We start from the raw sequence: 16659 nt of genomic DNA, 5'->3' as shown, positions 1-16659 counted from the left end.
GGCATCGCCCGCCGCAACGACATCGCCAGCGCCTTAGACGGAGTCCTTGGCCACCTTCAGCGGCGAGGCCTTGACCGACTTGCTCGCCGGCTTGGCCGCGAACTGCATCGGCTCCTTGGTGAAGGGATTGACGCCCATGCGGGCTTCGGTCGCCGGCTTGTTCACGACCGACATCTTCACGAAACCGGGAATGACGAACTCGCCGGACTCGTTGAGCTCCTTGTAACCAACCGTCGCCATGTACTCGATCACCGACTTCACGTCGTTCTTCGAAAGCTGCGTGCCCTCGGCAATTGCATCAATCAATTGAGTCTTCGTCATCTTCGCCATGTCTGAATTCCTTTTGTGCGCGCGAGCAACTCTGCTGGGGACGCGGCCTGAAGCGCGGGGGCGCGCTGATTTCATGCCAGTGGTCATGAAGTGACGGGGCTTAGAACCCATCGAGGCCGAAAACGCAAGCAGGGGTTCTGCGGGGTTCCCTACTTCCTGTGAAGATGCCGCAGGACCTTCCGTTTTTCGCTTGAACCATTTTGCGGCTGGCGCGTCATATCATTGAAGTCCCCAAAGAAATCCCCAAGCTTCACCCCACCAGAAAGCCCCGCTTCCCCCAGGCGGGGTTTTCGCTTTTGGGGGCATGGTAGAACGGCCCGGCTGCCTATAATGGTCTGAAGGTTTCTCGTGGGGTGCTCATGAAGGTCGCTATCGTCATCGCAGGTTTGATCGTTGTGGCCGTCGCAGCCCTCGTCGCGATCCAGCCGAGCTTCCTGAAGCCTGCGTCCCTCGCCCTCGTGAAGAAGTCTGACATCTTCGGCTTCTCGCCGGGGATGACATTCGACGAGACCAGCAAGCTCGTCAGTCAACGCCGCTATCTCTGCCGCCGGAGCCGCGACTCCTACACCTTCGAATGCGACATCAACGGCGCCAAGGTCACGGTCGACAGCGAGGAGGCCGACGCCAGGCACCCGATCTGGCGCGTCAAGGCGGAGTTGAACAATCCGGGGGCGCAGGACGCCGCCGTCAAATCGATCTCCGACCAGTTCAACGCGCAGGCCATCAAGGACCGGGAGGGATGGATATGGATCGTCGGCCGCGGGCTCAAGCTGAGTTATGACGGCCTCACCTTGAACCTCGTGGACGTTCGCAAGGACGAAGCAAAGCGCTAGAGCGTGAAGTCACCTCGTCGTGAAACTTGTGGCTCGGCACGCCTTGTTGACACTTCAGTAACCCAACGCCGCCAAGCTCCATTCAGTCTCGTTGCGTTGGAGTAACCCCACAGTGCTGGATTTTGACGAGCTGCGTGAACTCGCGGCTGATGTTCGTGTTTTCGTCGACGTCGCCGAGGACAAGGCCGAAGCACTCAGAGCCATCATCGCGGCCTATGACGTGGTGCTGGCAATCTTCCCCACTGACGAGGGCATGGGCCTTCACGTCATCAAGGGCAAAGAGATCCTGGACAGGATTGCAACATCACGCAGCCATGCGATCTACAGCCACACGGCGATCGCGGTCCCCGACCTGCAACACGCCCAGGCGCTCAAGCTGCTGACGGCCCCGGTCGAACAACGCATTGCGGCCTGATCGAAGGCGGCGGCTCCAGCGGCCATTGCCGGGCGATGCTCTGCATCGCCGGGCGAACCCTGCGGGCCGAGCAGTTCGGTCGCCTCGCCCCGCAACTGACAGCCCCCATTCTTCAGCTAGTCGCGAAGCCGGTTGACGATCTGGAGCGGGATCCATGATCCCAGCACGATGACGATCGCAACGAGTGTGACCACGACATACTTCACCGGATTTTGCGAGGACGCGAGCGAACCTTCGAGCTGAAGGTACGGCAGCATCGCGTCCATGCCCATTCCGATGAGCGCAACCGCAAGCAGGCCGCCGAAGGCGGCGGCGACGATGTTGACGACCCAGCCGATTGCGCCGCGTCCGTTCGACCAGGCCTCGTAAATCGCGACAGCCAGCACGACGAGGGCAAGCACCAGCATGAAGCTCATCGAGCCGCCGACGCTCGACGTCGGGCCGAAGACCTCCAGCAGCACCACGGCCGCCACCGCAAGCAGTGTGATCGTCTTCACGACGCTCCCTCGTTAGTGCCCAAACAACAAGACCACAGAGCCGATCGCGATGCAGACAAGACCGAAGACGGCCGTCGCGATCTCGACGGCGTTTTCCAGGCCGAAGAACCTGACGACCGCGCTCCATGCGGCAGACAGGAGAATATCCACGATCGCGCTAAGCAGGGCATGAAGCATAGCAATTGGTCGCGCCGGCGGAGGTGGGGTTCAGTGACGATGGATCAAATTCATCCGCCGTCGCCCCTCAGCATGAGCAAGCTTACGGTGACAGTGCATTAAAAATGGCCTGCTCACCCGCAGGCTCTGCGGATTCGGTCCACGCTTGGCTGGTCTGTTTCCACCAGCCGCTTCCCCTCGCGCGCCCGCCCCCTGCCCCTCCTGCCCGTTTCCTGCTATCTCCTGTCCCCGCCGTCCCGGCCCAAAGCAAAACCCCACCCGTTCCAGGGAGCAACAACCATGCGATACCTCCACACCATGCTGCGCGTGCGCAATCTCGATGTCGCGCTGAAATTCTATGTTGATGCTTTCGGGTTGAAGGAGGTGCGGCGGATCGAGAACGACAAGGGGCGGTTCACGCTGGTGTTCTTGTGCTCGGCGGACGATCTCGAGGCGCTGAAGACGCAACCGCAGTCGCGCGGCGCGCCGCTGGTCGAGCTCACCTGGAATTGGGACGAGGAGAAGTATGGCGAGGATCGCTTCTTCGGCCATCTCGCCTATGAGGTCGACGACATCTACGCCACCTGCGCGCAGCTGATGAAGGCCGGCGTCACCATCAACCGTCCGCCGCGCGACGGCAACATGGCCTTCGTCCGTTCGCCGGACCTGCATTCGATCGAGCTGCTGCAGAAGGGCGAGCCGAAGCCGCCGCAGGAGCCCTGGGCGTCGATGCCCAACACCGGCCACTGGTAGGTTCGAGACGCTGGAACAAGCCCTCGCCGCCTGCGTTCACTCTCCGACAATGCGATTGGAGGAGAAAATCATGGGACGCGGAATTCTATTGTGGATGCTTGGCGTGCCTATCCCGGTGATCATTCTGTTGTGGCTGTTCTTCGGCCGCTGAGCGACGGGTTCAACTTGCCGGTTTGTTTTGCAACGAAAGCTCCGCCTCGGGCGGAGCTTTTTGCATGAGAGGCGCGCCGCAATCGCGCATCGCTCCGAACGGCGAATTCCGCTATCACCCGCGGCAAGCGACAACGCCGCGGGAGACGCTCCATGCCTGACACCAAGCTGACGATCTGGGGCCGCGCCAATTCGGTCAACGTGCAGAAGGTGCTGTGGTGCCTCACTGAGCTCGCTTTGCCCTATGAGCGTATCGACGCCGGCATGAGTTACGGCCGGACCCGCGAGGCCGACTATCTCGCGATGAACCCCAATGCGCGGATCCCGACGCTGGCCGAGGGCGACTTCGTGCTGTGGGAGTCCAACTCGATCATGCGCTATCTCTGCCTCGCGCATGGAAGCGGCACGCCGATCTACCCGGAGGCGCCGAAGAGCCGCGCATCGGTCGACCGCTGGCTCGACTGGACGCTGTCGACGGTGCAGCCGGTCGACCGCCCGGTGTTCTGGGGCATCGTGCGCACGGCGCCCGCCGAGCGCGACATGATCCAGGTGCAGCGCGATGCCGATGCCGCCGCCGAGGTCTGGGCGATCGCCGACCGCCTGCTCTCCTCGCGCCGCTTCATCGAGGGCGATGCGTTCACGCTCGCGGACATCGCGCTCGGCTCCTATGCCCGCCGATGGCTCGGCGTCGAGGGCATCACCCGGCCGGCGCAGCCGCACCTGACGCGCTGGCTCGCCGAGTTCGGCAAACGGGCCGGATTTGCACAGCATGTCGCACCGCCGATGTCGTGAGCCGGCAGGGCTGCATAAGCCGCGGTGAGAGCGCGATGAATCCGCGCTTCGGCGCAATCCTCCGGCGCCAACTCAGCACTTGACGCTACTTTGCATGGGGTTGTTTTCGCGTTTTTGTTTTGGCTCAGCGCCAGCCGCGCTCGACCAGCAGCACGCAGACGATCAGCACCAAGGTCACCACCGCGGTCGCCAGCCGCGCCGTCCAGCTCAGGCCGCGGCCGACCCACCACAGCAGCGCGCAATACATCAGCACGGGAACGATGAGGTCGAGGCGCAGCAGATCCACTGGCATGGGCCTCTAGCGCCTCACGGTGGTGTCGATGCTGATCGAGCCGCCGATCTTCACGCAGGTCCCGGTGCCCTCCACCATGACGAAGCGCGGGCCGTAAGTGGCGCAGGAGCCCGCTCGTGCCTTCCCGGCCGCATCCTTCAGCGGCACGGCCGTGCCTGCCTTCGGCTGCTCGGCAGGCGGCAGACGCAGGGCTTCCGCCGCGGCGGCGGACGTGGCGAAGAACGGGATCAGGATGAGGAGCGACACGCGCATGGCGGCCTTCTAGCCCGGACGGGCGCCGCGCGCCATCGGGGCGGCCGCGGCCGCGATCAGATGAACTTGATGCCGGCGGATTTGCCTCGGCGCCAGACCACCTGGCAGCTCCGCCCGGTGCGTGCATCGCGCGCGAAGGCGAGCCGGATCACGCCCGGGAGCTGGCTCGCGTCCTCGTCCAGCGTGATCTTGGCGCCGGAATCCGAGATGTCCTGGACCAGGCAATGCCGCGCGGCGAAGCCACCGTCGAGGGTGATCCAGGCATGCTGCGACAGCAGCTTGCGGGCTGCGCGCTTTTTCGGCGGTGGCATTGGCAAAGATCTCCCGCTCCAGCGCTACTCAGGGAACCCTAAGAAACCGTTGAAATCGCCTCCGGATCACCCCGGCGCCGGCGCTGTCCACCGGGGCCAAAAGACCGTCCCGGACGGCTTGCCGGGAGCCAGAAAGGCCACTATACGTTCGCCCGCTGCAAGCCGCCGGGCTCGACTCGGCCGGCCAGCGGCTGTGCCGGGGATAACGGCAGGGCCCTGCGTTTGCTCCCTTCGTCTATCGGTTAGGACGCCACCCTTTCACGGTGGAGAGAGCGGTTCGATTCCGCTAGGGAGCGCCAGTGCACGCGATGGCGCCGCACTGAGCCGCCACGACCGCCCGGCTGCAATTTCCGCCGCTCCCGCATGAACCTTCCCGCTGCTCGCCACCGACCAATGTCAGTTGGAACCGGTCCCATGGCACAGCGTATTCCCGAGATTGAAGGTTCGTCCGACACGTCCGCAATGACGCCGCGCCTTCCGCCATGGCTGAGCCAACCCCACCAGCATCCATCGGACCGGCGCGCCAAAATGCTGCAGCACATGGCGCGCGCCAGGTCGCTTGCGCAGCCGCAGCCAGATTCTGCGCCGGCCGCGCTCGTGCCGTCAGGCGAGAGCGCCAAGAACGTGGTCGGCGACCTCATTGGCCACGTTATCCTGTTCGGTATCCTCGCCCTGCTCTTCCAGTCGCGCATTCCGCTCTATCTCGGCGCGTTCGTCGTCCTGACCGACGGCGAGCGCATCGAAAGCGCGCTGGCAACGATCGGTATCCGCCTCGAGCCCGAAACGTTCGGCCCCGACATCGTCAAGCGCTCGGCATTCTGGTTCGGCTGGTTCGCGTTGCTCGCCACTTTGAAAGGCTCCGTCCCGGCCTGGCTCGCGCCATGGATGCCTCCAGCCGAGTCGTGGTCTTTCATCGCCGGCATCGCCCTCCTGCTCGCCATCGTCGAAGCCTTCACGGCGCTGGCGATGCGGCGCGCGTTGCCGCCGCTGGGATTGCAGATCAGCTCGAACGGCCTGACATGGACGACGATCCAGTTCGCAATGGCCGTCAGCGCGTTGGCTTTGCTGGTGCTGTTCGGAGCTCTCTAGGCGCCGCGGCGCGTCGTTGCTTCACTGCGCCATCAATGACGATGTTGTGAGCTGGCCTGCAGCATAACGGGTCCTTATGCCGCGCTTTCCGCCGGGCGTGCGAAGCGCGCGTTTACCGGAAATTTACCCCTGCTCCAGTGCGCTGGTATCATTTGCTTAGAATTTGACAGCTACCGTGGAATTACGGAAGCAATCCCGAACATCATTGGCACCTCATGTCCGTCGCAGAGTTCCTCAGGCAGCGTGCAGTGGACGTCACGGTCAGCGGCAGCTACTCGCTGCCCCGCTGGTATGATTGCGAGGGCAAGCTGCGCAGCTTCGCCTGCCGCACCAAGCGCGTCTCACCCTTCCGCATGATCGTGGACGTGCCCGTCGTCGGCAAGGTCGGCGAGCGCCTCACCTCCTACTTCCAGGATTTCGGCGAATTCCAGTGCACGATCAGCGCGACGCTGAAGTCGGGTTTCCTGATGGAGCTCGACATGACGCGGGCGCGGCGCGCCTGGATGTCGGAAAAGCTGACCTGGCTCGAGAAGAAGCAGAAGGACGCCAGCGTCCAGGAGCTGCGGAACGACGCGCGTTTCGTACCTCAGGTCTCGCACACCTTCCTGACGCTCGCCAACGGCAGCAGCCATCCGTGCTTCATCATCGACGTCTCCACGGCTGGCGTCGCAATCTCCTGCGAATACGATCCGCCGCTCGGAACCCCGCTTGCGGTCGGTGCTTGCGTCGGGCGCGTGATCCGCAAGTTCGAGCACGGGTTTGCGGTCAAATTCGCCGAAAAGCAGTCACGGGATGACCTCGTCCGTCTGATCGTCCGCACGCCCTTGCTGCAGTCGGCCTGAAGCCGGCCCGATCAATCTTAACTCTTTCTTAACTAAATACTGGAGATGGCGACCCCTGCGCGGTAGGGTGTGGCCCGGTGCGTCCGCAATCACTGCGGGCCTCGAGTATTGGAAGCCCCGGAATGTCCATCGCCGACGCCGAGTTCGCCCCGGCAGAGATCGCGCCGAACGCGCCCGTCGCACCGAAGCCGCAGCTTCCACCCGGCGTGGTCACCGAAGGGCCGCTGGTCCAGGCCAAGTTGCGCGAGAGCTATCTCCTGCTCGGCATCCTCTATGTGGGTGCGGTTGCCGGCATCATCTGGGCCGTGACGCAGGGCGTCGGCAAGGTCGAGCTGTTCACGTTCGCCTGGATGTTCGCGCTGACGACGTTCGGCATCGGTGCCGGCATGCATCGCCTGTTCGTGCATCGCAGCTTCCGTACCGGCCCGATCATGCGTGTCTTCTTCTGCGCCATCGCCCAGATGGCTGTGCAGGGCTCGATCGCCAAATGGGTCGCCAACCACCGCCGCCACCATCTCTACGCCGATGACGTCGGCGATCCCCACAGCCCGCAATTCGACGGCTTCGGCAATCGCTATGTCAGCGCGCTCAAGGGCTTCCTGCATGCCCAGGGCAGCTGGGTATTCGACCAGGCCACCACCGACAACGAGTACTATGCCAAGGATATCCTCGCCGATCCGATCGCGATGTTCTTCGTGCGCACGCGCTGGGTCTGGTACGGGATGTCGGCCGTCTTCATCCCCGGCGTGATCGGCTACACGTTCGGCGGCGTGCACGCCATGATCGGCTGCGTGCTGTTCTCCGGCCTGCTTCGCGCCTATCTGCTGATCCTCACCAGCCAGCTCACCGGCTCGGTCTGCCACGCCTATGGCTATCGCCGCTTCGAGGTCGACGACGCCTCGACCAACGAGTTCGTGACCACGATCCTCACCTTCGGCGAGGGTCTGCACAACAACCATCACCGCTTCCCGCGGGACGCCTACATCTCGCACGCCTGGTGGGAGATCGATCTCAACGGCCTGATCATCCTGGGCCTGGAAAAGATCGGTCTCGTCCACGACGTCTTCCACGCCTCGCACCGTCAGCTGGAGCGGGCGGCCGAAGCAGAGGCGGCCTCGACGGCGCGCTGAATCGGCGGGCAGCGGCCACCGCCGGGCCGTCTTGCCCCCGCATCGCCGCCCTATCGCGGCCCCATTGCGGGATCAGCTTTTGATCGTCCGTGCCTCCAGGCCGGGCGTCATTTGCAGACTTGCGATCGGGGGACCGAATGGCAGTCGACAAAGTTACAGTGGACAAGATCACCTGGGACAGGGTCGGCCGGGTCACTGAGCCCGGACGCTACATGTACACATTCGGCTGGCTCACCATCACCGCCGGCGATCTGGAGATCTGGAAGCTCTACCCGCAGGCCGCGTTCACGCTGCTGGCGCAACCGGGCGAAGCCGACACATCCCTCGGCGAGGAATTCCATCTCGGCGCCTTCGACGTCGCTCCCGGGGCGCCGCCGCCGCTCAACACACACTGAAAGCGGAAAGCGCCGGCCGTTGCGGGAACGCATGGCATGGGCGTTGCTTTATCATCGCCATGATACACATCCCCGCTGTCGACCAGGCCTTCCTGCTGGTGCTCGTCGTCTTCTGCCTCGGCACCTGCCTCGTCCGCGCCTTCTGGGAGCTGGAGCAGGCGCGGACGCGCCGGCTCGCCTCACCGCCCCGCAAGGGCCCGGCGAAGCGCGGCTAGCTGGCCTACCCCGCGCACGCCTGCGTCGTGAATCGAAGAAGCCTGCGCACCTCCTTGATCTGGCTTGCCAATCGCGTTCCAACCGCGGTCGGGCCGTCATTGCTATGGATGACGAACAGGTGCTGTCATGCAATTGATTACGCGTGTATTTTACACCGCCACGAGCCGTAGCGGATGAACGGAAGCTATCGCCCTCATTAAGCGAGCCGACAGCAAGCGCATGACACATGGTCGCATCGGTGAATGTAGATAAGCGGATCAAGGGAACCTATTTTCGGCGCCGATGTACCTGATTGAAGCATTGCCCACCGTCATCGGAACGGCCGCCATCGCCCCGGCGCTGCTGATGCTGTGGCTTGTCATCGCCGCCGAAGAGCGCCCTGGCCCGCCGGCCCAGGTCTGGACTGCGTTCCTGTTGGGGGCGGCCAGCATCTCGCTGCTGGGCCTCGCCCGCGCCCCCTTCGCCAAGATGGTCGCGGCGCCCGACGACCCCTGGGCGGCGCTGGCCATGCATTCGATCTTCGGCGTCGCGCTGCCTGAGGAAGCCGTCAAGGTGATCGCCATCGTGGTAATTTCCTCGACCAAGCGGCGGACCTTTGCCAATCCGATGGACACCGTGGTCTATGGCGCCGCGGTCGGCCTCGGCTTCGCCGCTTACGAGAACCTCGCCTATCTGGTCCAGCACGCCGAGATGTGGCGCTCGCTGGCCGCCTTGCGCAGCGTGCTGACCGTGCCATTCCACGGCGCGCTCGGCATCATCGCGGGCGCCTACCTGACGATCGCGCGCGCCGGCACGGCGCTGGGCGCGAACCGGCACCATCGCGACTGGGCCCGCCTCTCCAGCCGCCTCCTGATGCTGGCCGGCCCGCTTGCGCTGCATTCGGCCTTCGACTTTCCACTGCTGACCCTGCAAAGAATGCCCGACCTCGATCCGACGCTGCGGATGTGGCTGGGCGCCTCCAGCCTCTTGATCGGCTTCAGCTCGATCGCCTTCGCCATCCGTCTGGTCCGGCGCGTCGCCCGCCACCACGCTCCCCGGACCGATGTCGCGCGGGAGCGGCTCAGCCAGCTCCGGCGGATGTGGGCGCTGCTGCTCGCCGGCGGCGGCGTCGGCTTTCTCGGGCTCGCCTTCGTGCTGACCTCGATCCATCACTGGCTTATCAACCCCGAGCGCAATCTGACGCTGGCCCTGATCCCGATCGGTTTCGTCTCGATCCTGCTCGGCCTGGCGCTTCTGATTGTCACAACGGCGATCTATGTTCTCGGCCGCAACCGCATCCGCACCAGCGCGGAGGGTTTTTCCTCGGCGCCCGGCGGCGGGTGAGCCGCGGGATGGCGAGCGCGCTGCGCGCATACTAGATTGAGCGCTGACCTTTCGATCCGGAGCCTGCCGATGACGTCGCCCGAGGATTTTTCGCGGCTGCAATCCATGATGAGCCAGACGGTCAAGGCACACTGGAAGGCCTTTCTGTTCGAGGGCATCCTGCTCGCAATTCTCGGCGTCGCGGCGCTGATCCTGCCGCCGCTCGCAAGCCTTGCAATCGCGATCTTCCTCGGCTGGATGTTCCTGATCAGCGGTATCGGCGGGCTGATCGTGACCTATTGGGCGCGCAGCACGCCGGGCTTCTGGTGGTCGCTGATCTCGGCTGCGCTCGCCGTGCTTGCCGGCATGCTGCTGCTGGCCCGCCCGATGCAGGCCGTGCTGACGCTGACTATCGTGGTCGGCGCCTACTTCCTGGCCGAGGGCGTCGCCACCATCATGTACGCACTGGAGCACCGCCGCGAACTCAGCGGCCGCTGGTCATGGCTGCTGGTCTCGGGCCTCGTCGACATTGCGATCTCCTTCATGGTGATCACGGGGCTGCCGAGCTCGGCGGAATGGGCCATCGGCGTCCTCGTCGGTATCAACCTCCTGTTCGGCGGCGCCAGCCTGATCGGCCTGGCGCTGGCGGCGCGCAACAGCAACACCTGACCCGCCTCGTCACCTGCCGCGCCGATTGGGGGGTGACAGTCCGCCGATGGCGCGCTATATGCCCTCCATGATCACCGTCGCCACCAGCTATTTTTGGTACTTTAGCTACGACAGCTCGCTGGCGGCAGGAGGATCGCGCTCAATCTGAAAATTGCAGCAAACGTCCGAACAAGCCGCCAGACCTGGCGGCTTTTTTATTGGCCGGCAGGTTCAAAACAAACAGGAGCCCGCCGTGCTGAGCACGACCGACGATCTTCGTATCCGCGAATTGAAAGAGCTGAGCACGCCGGATGAGGTGATGCGCGAAGTCCCGCGCACGCTCACCGCGACGCGCGTGGTGATGGCTGCGCGTAACGCCATCCACGCAATCCTCAATGGCCAGGACGACCGCCTGCTGGTCGTGGTCGGCCCCTGCTCGGTGCATGACCCCAAGGCCGCGCTCGAATATGCCGAGCGGCTCGCGAGCTTGCGCGAGGAACTCGCCGACCAGCTCGAAATCGTAATGCGGGTCTATTTCGAGAAGCCGCGCACCACCGTCGGCTGGAAGGGCCTGATCAACGATCCCGATCTGGACGGCAGCTTCGACATCAACAAGGGCCTGCGGTTGGCGCGCAACGTGCTGTCGGCGGTGAACAATCTCGGCCTGCCCGCCGGCACGGAATTCCTCGACATGACGACGCCGCAATACATCGCCGACCTCGTGTCCTGGGCCGCGATCGGCGCACGCACGACCGAGAGCCAGATCCATCGCGAGCTGGCCTCGGGCCTGTCCTGCCCGGTCGGCTTCAAGAACGGCACCGATGGCAATGTGCGGATCGCAGCGGACGCCGTGAAGTCGGCCTCGCATCCGCATCACTTCATGGCGGTGACGAAGCTCGGCCGCTCGGCGATCGCCTCGACCGCGGGCAACGAGGACTGCCACATCATCCTGCGTGGCGGCAGCAAGCCGAACTATGATGCGGCAAGCGTCGCGGCCGCCTGCAACGAGCTGACCAAATCCGGTGTCGCGCCGCTGGTGATGATCGATGCCAGCCACGCCAATTCGAGCAAGAAGCCCGAGAACCAACCGCAGGTGGCGGCCGACATCGCCGGCCAGATCTCAGGCGGCGAAGGCCGCATCATGGGCGTGATGATCGAGAGCAATCTCGTTGCCGGCCGCCAGGACGTCGTGCCGGGCAAGCCGCTCACCTACGGCCAGAGCATCACCGACGGCTGCATCGATTGGCCGACTACGGCGACCGCGCTCGAGCAGCTCGCCGACGCGGTGGAAATCCGCCGCAACGCCCGGCGCGCCGGACTGCAGGAGCGCTCGGCCTAGCTCATGGCGAACGCGCGTTCGCTCTCCTCACCTCTCCCCAACGGGGAGAGGTGAAAGGATCAGCAGCCGCGGCAGATGCTCTTGATCTTCCGATCGAGCTCCGCGTCTTCCTTGTTCGCGGGGGTGTTCGGATTGCTCAAATTCTTCTCGCTCGGCACGTCAGCCGCGCGCGGCTGGCGGTGACCGACCGGTGCCGGCAACACCGATCCAGAGGCTCCGCCACTACCGCCGGACGTCGATCCCTTGGAACCGCCGGTCTGTCCTGCCGCCGCGCCGCCGAGCAAGACCACGAGCGATGCTGCCACCATGATCTTCTTCATTCTTGCTTCTCCATTCTCGAACCGGCGCGCTCTCCATCACCGCTCAGCTCTCGGGCGGATAGAGATGAACGTCGCCGCAATAGTCCACGATACGATAGCGCGTTTCGGCTCCCGCATCACCCGCATGGGGTGCGGTATTTTGCGGCGCCAAGACGTAGCTCGGCCCCACCGGGGATTTGCCGGCGCCGCCGGGAATGTCGATGACATAGTCCGGCTGACAAAGCCCTGACACCCGCCCGCGCAACTGCCGCATCAAATCCTGTCCTTCGGCAAGGGTCGTGCGAAGATGCGCGGTGCCCGGCGCGAGGTCGCCGTGATGCAGATAGTAGGGCTTGATCCGGCATTCGACGAAAGCTCGCATCAAATCCGACAGAGCGGCGATGTTATCATTGACCCCGCGCAACAGCACCGACTGGCTCACCAGGGGAATTCCGGAATCGACGAGCCGCGCGCAGGCGGCGCGCACCGGTCCCGTCAGTTCGCGCGCGTGGTTGGAATGCAGCGCCACCCAGGTGGTCGCGCCCTCGACCTTGAGCGCCGCAACCAACTCGTCGCTGATGCGCGCGGGATCGGCCACGGGCACGCGGGTGTGAAGGCGGATGATCTTGACGTGATCGATTGCCGCGAGTTCGGCCATGATCTCGCCCGTCCGGCGCGGCGACAGCATCAGGGGATCGCCGCCGGTCAGGATCACTTCCCAGATCTCGTGATGCGAGCGGATGTAATCGATCGCCGCGCGATAGGCAGTGTCCGAGAGCGCGCTCTCCTTGCCGGGGCCCACCATCTCGCGGCGGAAGCAGAAGCGGCAATAGACCGCGCAGACGTGAACGAGCTTGAACAGGACGCGATCGGGATAGCGGTGCACGATCCCCGATACCGGCGAGTGCGGATGATCGCCGATCGGATCGGCGTCCTCGCCCGGCTGCATCTCCAATTCGCTTGCACTCGGAACGAATTGCCGTGCGATGGGATCGTCAGGGTCGGACGGATCGATCAACTCGACCAGCGCCGGCGTGATCGCCACCGCATAGCGCGCGGCAACGCGTTCGAGCGCCGGCAGCGCTGCTGCGGGCGCCAGACCTTCGGCGACGAGCTCAGCCGGCTCGCGCAGAGTGCGTGCAAGGTTCGTTTTCGTCATGTCTCACTAGACGCTTCATTTGCAGGTGGCGTCCAAACCACCTGATCGATCCGCGATGCGCCGCTTGCCAGCATCACCAGCCGGTCGAGGCCGAGGGCGACGCCGCTCGCCTCCGGCATTGCGGCGACCGCAGCCAAAAAGTCCTCGTCGAGCGGATAGGCTTCGCCGTAGCGGCGCTGCTTTTCCGTCATCGATTCCGTGAAGCGCTTTCGCTGCTCCCAGGCATCGGTCAGTTCCCCAAAGCCGTTGGCGAGCTCGACGCCGCAGGCGTAGACCTCGAAGCGCTCGGCAACCCTGGGATCGTCAGTCTTCACTCGTGCCAGCGCCGCCTCTGGAGATGGGTATTCGAACAAGATGGTCAAACGCCCCTGCCCCAGATGCGGCTCGACGTGCTCGACCAGCACCTTGCTGAAGATGTCGGACCAGGTGTCGTCCTCGGCCACACGGACCTTGCCACCGGCCGCCTCGGCGAGCGCGGCACGGTTACCCTCGCCGTCCCTGATTGTCGACAGCAGGTCGATGCCCGCGAAGCGTTCGAAGGCGCCCGCCACCGTCAGGAGTTCCGGCTCGGCGAAGGGATCGGCGGTCCGCCCCCGGAACGAGAAGGTGCCGATGCCGGTCGCCTGCGCCGCACGGGCGATGACGACGACGCAATCGGCCATGGTGGCGTCATAGGAGGCGCCTGCCCGATACCATTCCAGCATGGTGAATTCGGGCAGATGAAGGTCGCCGCGCTCGCGGTCCCGGAACACCCGGGCGAGCTCGAAAATCCGCGTCTCGCCCGCCGCCAGCAGCTTCTTGCAGGCGAATTCGGGCGAAGTGCGCAGATACCGGAGGGCTCGGCTGCCGTCCGGCCGCATGATCTCGGTCCGGGGGGCGTGCAGATGGGTCTCATTGCCCGGGGAGACCTGAAGAACGGAGGTTTCGACCTCCACGAACCCCTGCTCGGCGAAAAAGCCCCGTAGGGACCCGGTAATGGCCCCCCTGGCCTGGAGGAACGGCCGACGGTCGAGGTGCCGCCCGGGCGACCAGAACGGTGAGATGGGCTTGTCCCCAGCCATTACCCAACCGCCCCAGACCCGAGCAAAACGCTGGCATCTAATGGCAAAATCAGTATGTTGCGGCCCGAAACGGGCGCCGAGGTCCGATTTGAGGCCCCAAGTCCCCCATCGATTTGACCACGTCCTGGCCGGTGCCGGGCCAAGCAAGCAGGAAATATAGCTTTGAGAGTCATCGCCAGTTCTATTCGCAAAGGCAACGTGATCGAGCAAGACGGCAAGCTCTATGTCGTCGTCAGCGCCGAAAACATCCACCCCGGCAAGGGTACCCCGGTCAGCCAGATCGAAATGCGCCGAATCTCGGACGGGGTAAAGATCTCCGAGCGCTACAAGACCACCGACCAGGTCGAAAAGGCCACCATTGAAGAGCGCAACTACACGTTCCTGTATGAAGATGGCGACGGCTTCCACTTCATGAACCCCGAGACCTACGACCAGGTCCAGGTCTCCAAGGACGTCGTCGGCGACGCGGCCTCCTATCTTCAGCCGGACATGACCGTCAAGCTGTCGACCCACGATGTCAACGTGGTCTCGCTCGCGCTGCCGCAGCGCGTGACGCTGGAGGTGGTCGAAACCGAGCCGGTGACCAAGGGCCAGACCGCCTCGTCTTCCTACAAGCCGGCGGTGCTTTCCAACGGCGTGCGCACCACCGTGCCGCCGCACATCGCGGTCGGTACCCGCATCGTGGTCATGACCGAGGACGGCTCCTACTCCGAACGCGCCAAGGACTGACGGGGAACAGAGCGATCGCAGGTGCCGCCGGGGGGCGAGACAGTGGTTGGGAAGGGTTTCCGCTTCGTCTCGCTTCTTTTGGCGTCGCTTTCGCTCCTCATTGCCGCTCCGCTCGCTGCGGATGAATTCCGCAGCCCCTCGCTCACGGCCCTGCGCGTCGACTGGCGCGCAGCGCTCGACCAACTCCGCACCGAGATCAACAGCCGCCCCCGCGTCGCGGACGATTTCATCTTCGCACCTCGCCGTTCGGTGCCGCGCTACGATCCGCGCGCGATGCCCGCCCTGGTGCAGCTCAACGCGGTTTCCTCACGATTCTTCACCGGCATCACCCGCAGTCCCGTGCCGGTGCTGCTGCCGTTCGACGCCGCCGCTTACCTCGAGGCGCAACGCAGCGGCGCGACGGCGACGCTCGCGCTGTCGCGCTATCAGGCGGACTTCAATCCCGTCGACATGTTCGATGCCGGCCCCGCCGGCTACAGCGCGACTTTCTCGCTCGAGCCCGGCGCCGGCGACGGCATGCCGGGCCGGGTGTTCACAAGGCCGGTCGAAGTGCAGATCACGGGCTCGGCGCTCGTCTACGACATCGCCGATCCCGCCGGCGGCAAGGGCGAGCAGATCAAACCGCTCGCAGCACTCTACCCGGACCTGCGCAGGTTCATCCGGGAAGGCTATGTACGCTACGCTTTCACCCGTTTCGGCGTCGCCTATGTGGTGTCGATCCAGTGCCTCGACAGCGTCGCCAAGCCGCGGCGGCTGGCCTGCAAGGAAGCCTATCCGGTCGCCGAGCGCTTCCTGAGGGCCCTGCGCGTCGCGGGCGGCCAGCGCATGCGGCCATTGACGGACATTGCCTCCAACATCCTCGATCGCCCGACGGGCCGTTCGGCGGATTTCAGCTACCGGCCGAGCGGCGATATCATCCCGAACACCGGCTACCGCAAGCAGGGCGGCCATCCCGACGCAATGGCCTATGCACAAATCCGCTTTCCGCTCGAAAAGGCGCCCGCCTTCGTCCGCTCGCAATCCTATGCCAAGCGGGACAAGACGGAGAGCGCGACCGTCTATCCCTGGCGCGACAATTTCTGCGAGTCCCGCAGTTTCGAGGTCTGGCAATGCGCGGGCGGTTACGGCCATCAGGGCGAGGACATCCGCGCCGCCGACTGCCCGCCGCACGGCGAAGGCCGCGAGCCCTGCGATCCCAAGCAGCGCGGTGTCGTCGCCGTGCGCGACGCCATCGTGATCCGCGCGTCCAAGGACCAGGCCGCGACGCTTCAAGTCAACAGCCGCACCGAGCACATCCGTTTCCGCTACATGCACATGAATCCGCACGCAATGAACGCCGATGGCGTGCTCAATGGCCGCATCGTCACCGAAGGCGAGAAGATCGGTGTGATCTCGAATTATCTCGATCATCCCGCCGGCACCTCGATGCATCTGCATTTCGACGTGCAGGTGTTCACACGCGACGGCTGGATCTGGGTCAGCCCCTACGTCACCCTGGTCTCCGCCTACGAACGACTGATCCGCGCCCGCGGCCGGGAGGTCGGCCCGGAGATCGCGGTCACGTCGCAGCCGGTCGCCCATGCGCTGCCGGACGACGTGATCAAGCCGGATCTGCGCGAGGGATCGAGCGGCGAGGAGAATTGAGGGCTTGCTCGCTCCAATGAAGGGC

General features: G+C 64.8%; 23 protein-coding genes and 1 tRNA gene. 15 read left to right on the top strand and 9 right to left on the bottom strand.

Annotated features, from left to right (window positions below; all coding sequences use genetic code 11):
- Window positions 1-33: 33 nt before the first annotated feature.
- Window positions 34-330, bottom strand: coding sequence for an HU family DNA-binding protein (locus IC66_RS0103750; protein ID WP_007591377.1), 297 nt, complete (start codon window positions 328-330; stop codon window positions 34-36).
- A gap of 359 nt (window positions 331-689) precedes the next feature.
- On the opposite strand from IC66_RS0103750, the gene IC66_RS0103745 reads away from it, so the two are divergent.
- Window positions 690-1163, top strand: a complete 474-nt coding sequence (locus IC66_RS0103745; protein WP_038946704.1) for a hypothetical protein — start codon at window positions 690-692, stop codon at window positions 1161-1163.
- A 112-nt stretch (window positions 1164-1275) separates the two neighbouring features.
- Complete coding sequence (locus IC66_RS0103740; RefSeq protein WP_038946703.1) at window positions 1276-1578, top strand: hypothetical protein; 303 nt, start codon at window positions 1276-1278, stop codon at window positions 1576-1578.
- 116 nt (window positions 1579-1694) lie between these two features.
- On the opposite strand, the gene IC66_RS0103735 is transcribed toward IC66_RS0103740, so the two are convergent.
- Window positions 1695-2075, bottom strand: a complete 381-nt coding sequence (locus IC66_RS0103735) for a hypothetical protein (protein WP_038946702.1) — start codon at window positions 2073-2075, stop codon at window positions 1695-1697.
- Between the two features lie 12 nt (window positions 2076-2087).
- Window positions 2088-2252, bottom strand: coding sequence for a hypothetical protein (locus IC66_RS46065; protein WP_154694134.1), 165 nt, complete (start codon window positions 2250-2252; stop codon window positions 2088-2090).
- Between the two features lie 279 nt (window positions 2253-2531).
- On the opposite strand from IC66_RS46065, the gene IC66_RS0103725 reads away from it, so the two are divergent.
- Both IC66_RS0103725 and IC66_RS0103715 read left to right on the top strand, forming a co-directional pair.
- Window positions 2532-2984: a VOC family protein gene (locus tag IC66_RS0103725; protein ID WP_028144760.1), complete on the top strand. Its 453-nt coding sequence runs from the start codon at window positions 2532-2534 to the stop codon at window positions 2982-2984.
- 303 nt (window positions 2985-3287) lie between these two features.
- Complete coding sequence (locus tag IC66_RS0103715; protein ID WP_038946701.1) at window positions 3288-3926, top strand: glutathione S-transferase family protein; 639 nt, start codon at window positions 3288-3290, stop codon at window positions 3924-3926.
- Window positions 3927-4050: 124 nt separating this feature from the next.
- Here IC66_RS0103715 and IC66_RS47540 read toward each other — a convergent pair whose 3' ends face one another.
- Genes IC66_RS47540 through IC66_RS0103700 form a run of 3 tightly spaced genes read right to left on the bottom strand, consistent with a single transcriptional unit; the run spans window position 4051 to window position 4781 of the window.
- A complete protein-coding gene (locus tag IC66_RS47540) occupies window positions 4051-4218 on the bottom strand; it encodes a hypothetical protein (RefSeq protein WP_085967565.1) in 168 nt (55 codons plus the stop codon).
- A 6-nt stretch (window positions 4219-4224) separates the two neighbouring features.
- Complete coding sequence (locus IC66_RS0103705) at window positions 4225-4470, bottom strand: hypothetical protein (protein WP_038946700.1); 246 nt, start codon at window positions 4468-4470, stop codon at window positions 4225-4227.
- 56 nt (window positions 4471-4526) lie between these two features.
- On the bottom strand, window positions 4527-4781 hold the full coding sequence (locus IC66_RS0103700) for a PilZ domain-containing protein (RefSeq protein ID WP_018323099.1): 255 nt from the start codon (window positions 4779-4781) through the stop codon (window positions 4527-4529).
- A gap of 224 nt (window positions 4782-5005) precedes the next feature.
- Here IC66_RS0103700 and IC66_RS0103695 point away from each other — a divergent pair.
- The 9 genes from IC66_RS0103695 to IC66_RS0103650 all read left to right on the top strand — a co-directional run bounded on the left by IC66_RS0103695 (window position 5006) and on the right by IC66_RS0103650 (window position 11742).
- Window positions 5006-5080: transfer RNA gene (locus tag IC66_RS0103695), tRNA-Glu, on the top strand.
- A 115-nt stretch (window positions 5081-5195) separates the two neighbouring features.
- Complete coding sequence (locus IC66_RS0103690) at window positions 5196-5870, top strand: hypothetical protein (protein WP_038946699.1); 675 nt, start codon at window positions 5196-5198, stop codon at window positions 5868-5870.
- A 215-nt stretch (window positions 5871-6085) separates the two neighbouring features.
- Window positions 6086-6712: a PilZ domain-containing protein gene (locus tag IC66_RS0103685; RefSeq protein WP_038946697.1), complete on the top strand. Its 627-nt coding sequence runs from the start codon at window positions 6086-6088 to the stop codon at window positions 6710-6712.
- 122 nt (window positions 6713-6834) lie between these two features.
- On the top strand, window positions 6835-7842 hold the full coding sequence (locus IC66_RS0103680) for an acyl-CoA desaturase (protein ID WP_038946696.1): 1008 nt from the start codon (window positions 6835-6837) through the stop codon (window positions 7840-7842).
- Between the two features lie 137 nt (window positions 7843-7979).
- Window positions 7980-8237 carry a hypothetical protein gene (locus IC66_RS47050; RefSeq protein WP_038946694.1) on the top strand — a complete coding sequence of 86 codons (258 nt, stop codon included), beginning with the start codon at window positions 7980-7982 and terminating at the stop codon, window positions 8235-8237.
- A 59-nt stretch (window positions 8238-8296) separates the two neighbouring features.
- Complete coding sequence (locus IC66_RS47045) at window positions 8297-8452, top strand: hypothetical protein (RefSeq protein ID WP_162130982.1); 156 nt, start codon at window positions 8297-8299, stop codon at window positions 8450-8452.
- Between the two features lie 283 nt (window positions 8453-8735).
- A complete protein-coding gene (locus IC66_RS0103665; protein ID WP_028144767.1) occupies window positions 8736-9776 on the top strand; it encodes a PrsW family glutamic-type intramembrane protease in 1041 nt (346 codons plus the stop codon).
- Between the two features lie 69 nt (window positions 9777-9845).
- On the top strand, window positions 9846-10424 hold the full coding sequence (locus IC66_RS0103660; RefSeq protein ID WP_028144768.1) for an HdeD family acid-resistance protein: 579 nt from the start codon (window positions 9846-9848) through the stop codon (window positions 10422-10424).
- Window positions 10425-10656: 232 nt separating this feature from the next.
- A complete protein-coding gene (locus IC66_RS0103650) occupies window positions 10657-11742 on the top strand; it encodes a 3-deoxy-7-phosphoheptulonate synthase (RefSeq protein WP_038946693.1) in 1086 nt (361 codons plus the stop codon).
- A 59-nt stretch (window positions 11743-11801) separates the two neighbouring features.
- Here the strand turns inward: IC66_RS0103650 and IC66_RS0103645 are convergent, their stop codons facing one another.
- From IC66_RS0103645 to epmA, 3 genes are read right to left on the bottom strand one after another with little or no spacing between them, the layout of a single operon-like run.
- A complete protein-coding gene (locus IC66_RS0103645) occupies window positions 11802-12062 on the bottom strand; it encodes a hypothetical protein (RefSeq protein WP_038946692.1) in 261 nt (86 codons plus the stop codon).
- Between the two features lie 43 nt (window positions 12063-12105).
- A complete protein-coding gene (locus IC66_RS0103640; RefSeq protein ID WP_038946691.1) occupies window positions 12106-13200 on the bottom strand; it encodes a lysine-2,3-aminomutase-like protein in 1095 nt (364 codons plus the stop codon).
- Entirely contained in the window at window positions 13197-14261 is a 1065-nt protein-coding gene (epmA, locus tag IC66_RS0103635) for an EF-P lysine aminoacylase EpmA (RefSeq protein WP_038946690.1), read from the bottom strand. The genes IC66_RS0103640 and epmA overlap by 4 nt, the downstream gene beginning before the upstream one ends.
- Window positions 14262-14423: 162 nt before the next feature.
- On the opposite strand from epmA, the gene efp reads away from it, so the two are divergent.
- Together efp and IC66_RS0103625 are read left to right on the top strand one after the other, a co-directional pair.
- Window positions 14424-14990: an elongation factor P gene (efp, locus tag IC66_RS0103630; protein WP_018323088.1), complete on the top strand. Its 567-nt coding sequence runs from the start codon at window positions 14424-14426 to the stop codon at window positions 14988-14990.
- A 21-nt stretch (window positions 14991-15011) separates the two neighbouring features.
- On the top strand, window positions 15012-16634 hold the full coding sequence (locus IC66_RS0103625) for a peptidoglycan DD-metalloendopeptidase family protein (RefSeq protein WP_028144773.1): 1623 nt from the start codon (window positions 15012-15014) through the stop codon (window positions 16632-16634).
- Window positions 16635-16659 lie beyond the last annotated feature (25 nt).

Source organism: Bradyrhizobium genomosp. III (assembly GCF_000261705.1).
Lineage (GTDB): Bacteria > Pseudomonadota > Alphaproteobacteria > Rhizobiales > Xanthobacteraceae > Bradyrhizobium > Bradyrhizobium ottawaense.
This window is presented reverse-complemented; position numbering and strand designations above follow the sequence as displayed.

Excerpts from the sequence above, each read along its gene's own strand:
- IC66_RS0103725 (WP_028144760.1), top strand. The coding sequence starts at position 2,532 with ATGCGATACCTCCACACCATGCTGCGCGTGCGCAATCTCGATGTCGCG.
- epmA (WP_038946690.1), bottom strand. The coding sequence starts at position 14,261 with ATGGCTGGGGACAAGCCCATCTCACCGTTCTGGTCGCCCGGGCGGCAC.
- IC66_RS0103660 (WP_028144768.1), top strand. The coding sequence starts at position 9,846 with ATGACGTCGCCCGAGGATTTTTCGCGGCTGCAATCCATGATGAGCCAG.
- IC66_RS0103645 (WP_038946692.1), bottom strand. The coding sequence starts at position 12,062 with ATGAAGAAGATCATGGTGGCAGCATCGCTCGTGGTCTTGCTCGGCGGC.
- IC66_RS47540 (WP_085967565.1), bottom strand. The coding sequence starts at position 4,218 with ATGCCAGTGGATCTGCTGCGCCTCGACCTCATCGTTCCCGTGCTGATG.
- IC66_RS0103680 (WP_038946696.1), top strand. The coding sequence starts at position 6,835 with ATGTCCATCGCCGACGCCGAGTTCGCCCCGGCAGAGATCGCGCCGAAC.
- IC66_RS46065 (WP_154694134.1), bottom strand. The coding sequence starts at position 2,252 with ATGCTTCATGCCCTGCTTAGCGCGATCGTGGATATTCTCCTGTCTGCC.
- IC66_RS0103640 (WP_038946691.1), bottom strand. The coding sequence starts at position 13,200 with ATGACGAAAACGAACCTTGCACGCACTCTGCGCGAGCCGGCTGAGCTC.
- IC66_RS0103715 (WP_038946701.1), top strand. The coding sequence starts at position 3,288 with ATGCCTGACACCAAGCTGACGATCTGGGGCCGCGCCAATTCGGTCAAC.
- IC66_RS0103685 (WP_038946697.1), top strand. The coding sequence starts at position 6,086 with ATGTCCGTCGCAGAGTTCCTCAGGCAGCGTGCAGTGGACGTCACGGTC.
- IC66_RS0103700 (WP_018323099.1), bottom strand. The coding sequence starts at position 4,781 with ATGCCACCGCCGAAAAAGCGCGCAGCCCGCAAGCTGCTGTCGCAGCAT.
- IC66_RS47045 (WP_162130982.1), top strand. The coding sequence starts at position 8,297 with ATGATACACATCCCCGCTGTCGACCAGGCCTTCCTGCTGGTGCTCGTC.
- IC66_RS0103750 (WP_007591377.1), bottom strand. The coding sequence starts at position 330 with ATGGCGAAGATGACGAAGACTCAATTGATTGATGCAATTGCCGAGGGC.
- IC66_RS0103705 (WP_038946700.1), bottom strand. The coding sequence starts at position 4,470 with ATGCGCGTGTCGCTCCTCATCCTGATCCCGTTCTTCGCCACGTCCGCC.
- IC66_RS0103745 (WP_038946704.1), top strand. The coding sequence starts at position 690 with ATGAAGGTCGCTATCGTCATCGCAGGTTTGATCGTTGTGGCCGTCGCA.
- IC66_RS47050 (WP_038946694.1), top strand. The coding sequence starts at position 7,980 with ATGGCAGTCGACAAAGTTACAGTGGACAAGATCACCTGGGACAGGGTC.
- IC66_RS0103665 (WP_028144767.1), top strand. The coding sequence starts at position 8,736 with ATGTACCTGATTGAAGCATTGCCCACCGTCATCGGAACGGCCGCCATC.
- IC66_RS0103690 (WP_038946699.1), top strand. The coding sequence starts at position 5,196 with ATGGCACAGCGTATTCCCGAGATTGAAGGTTCGTCCGACACGTCCGCA.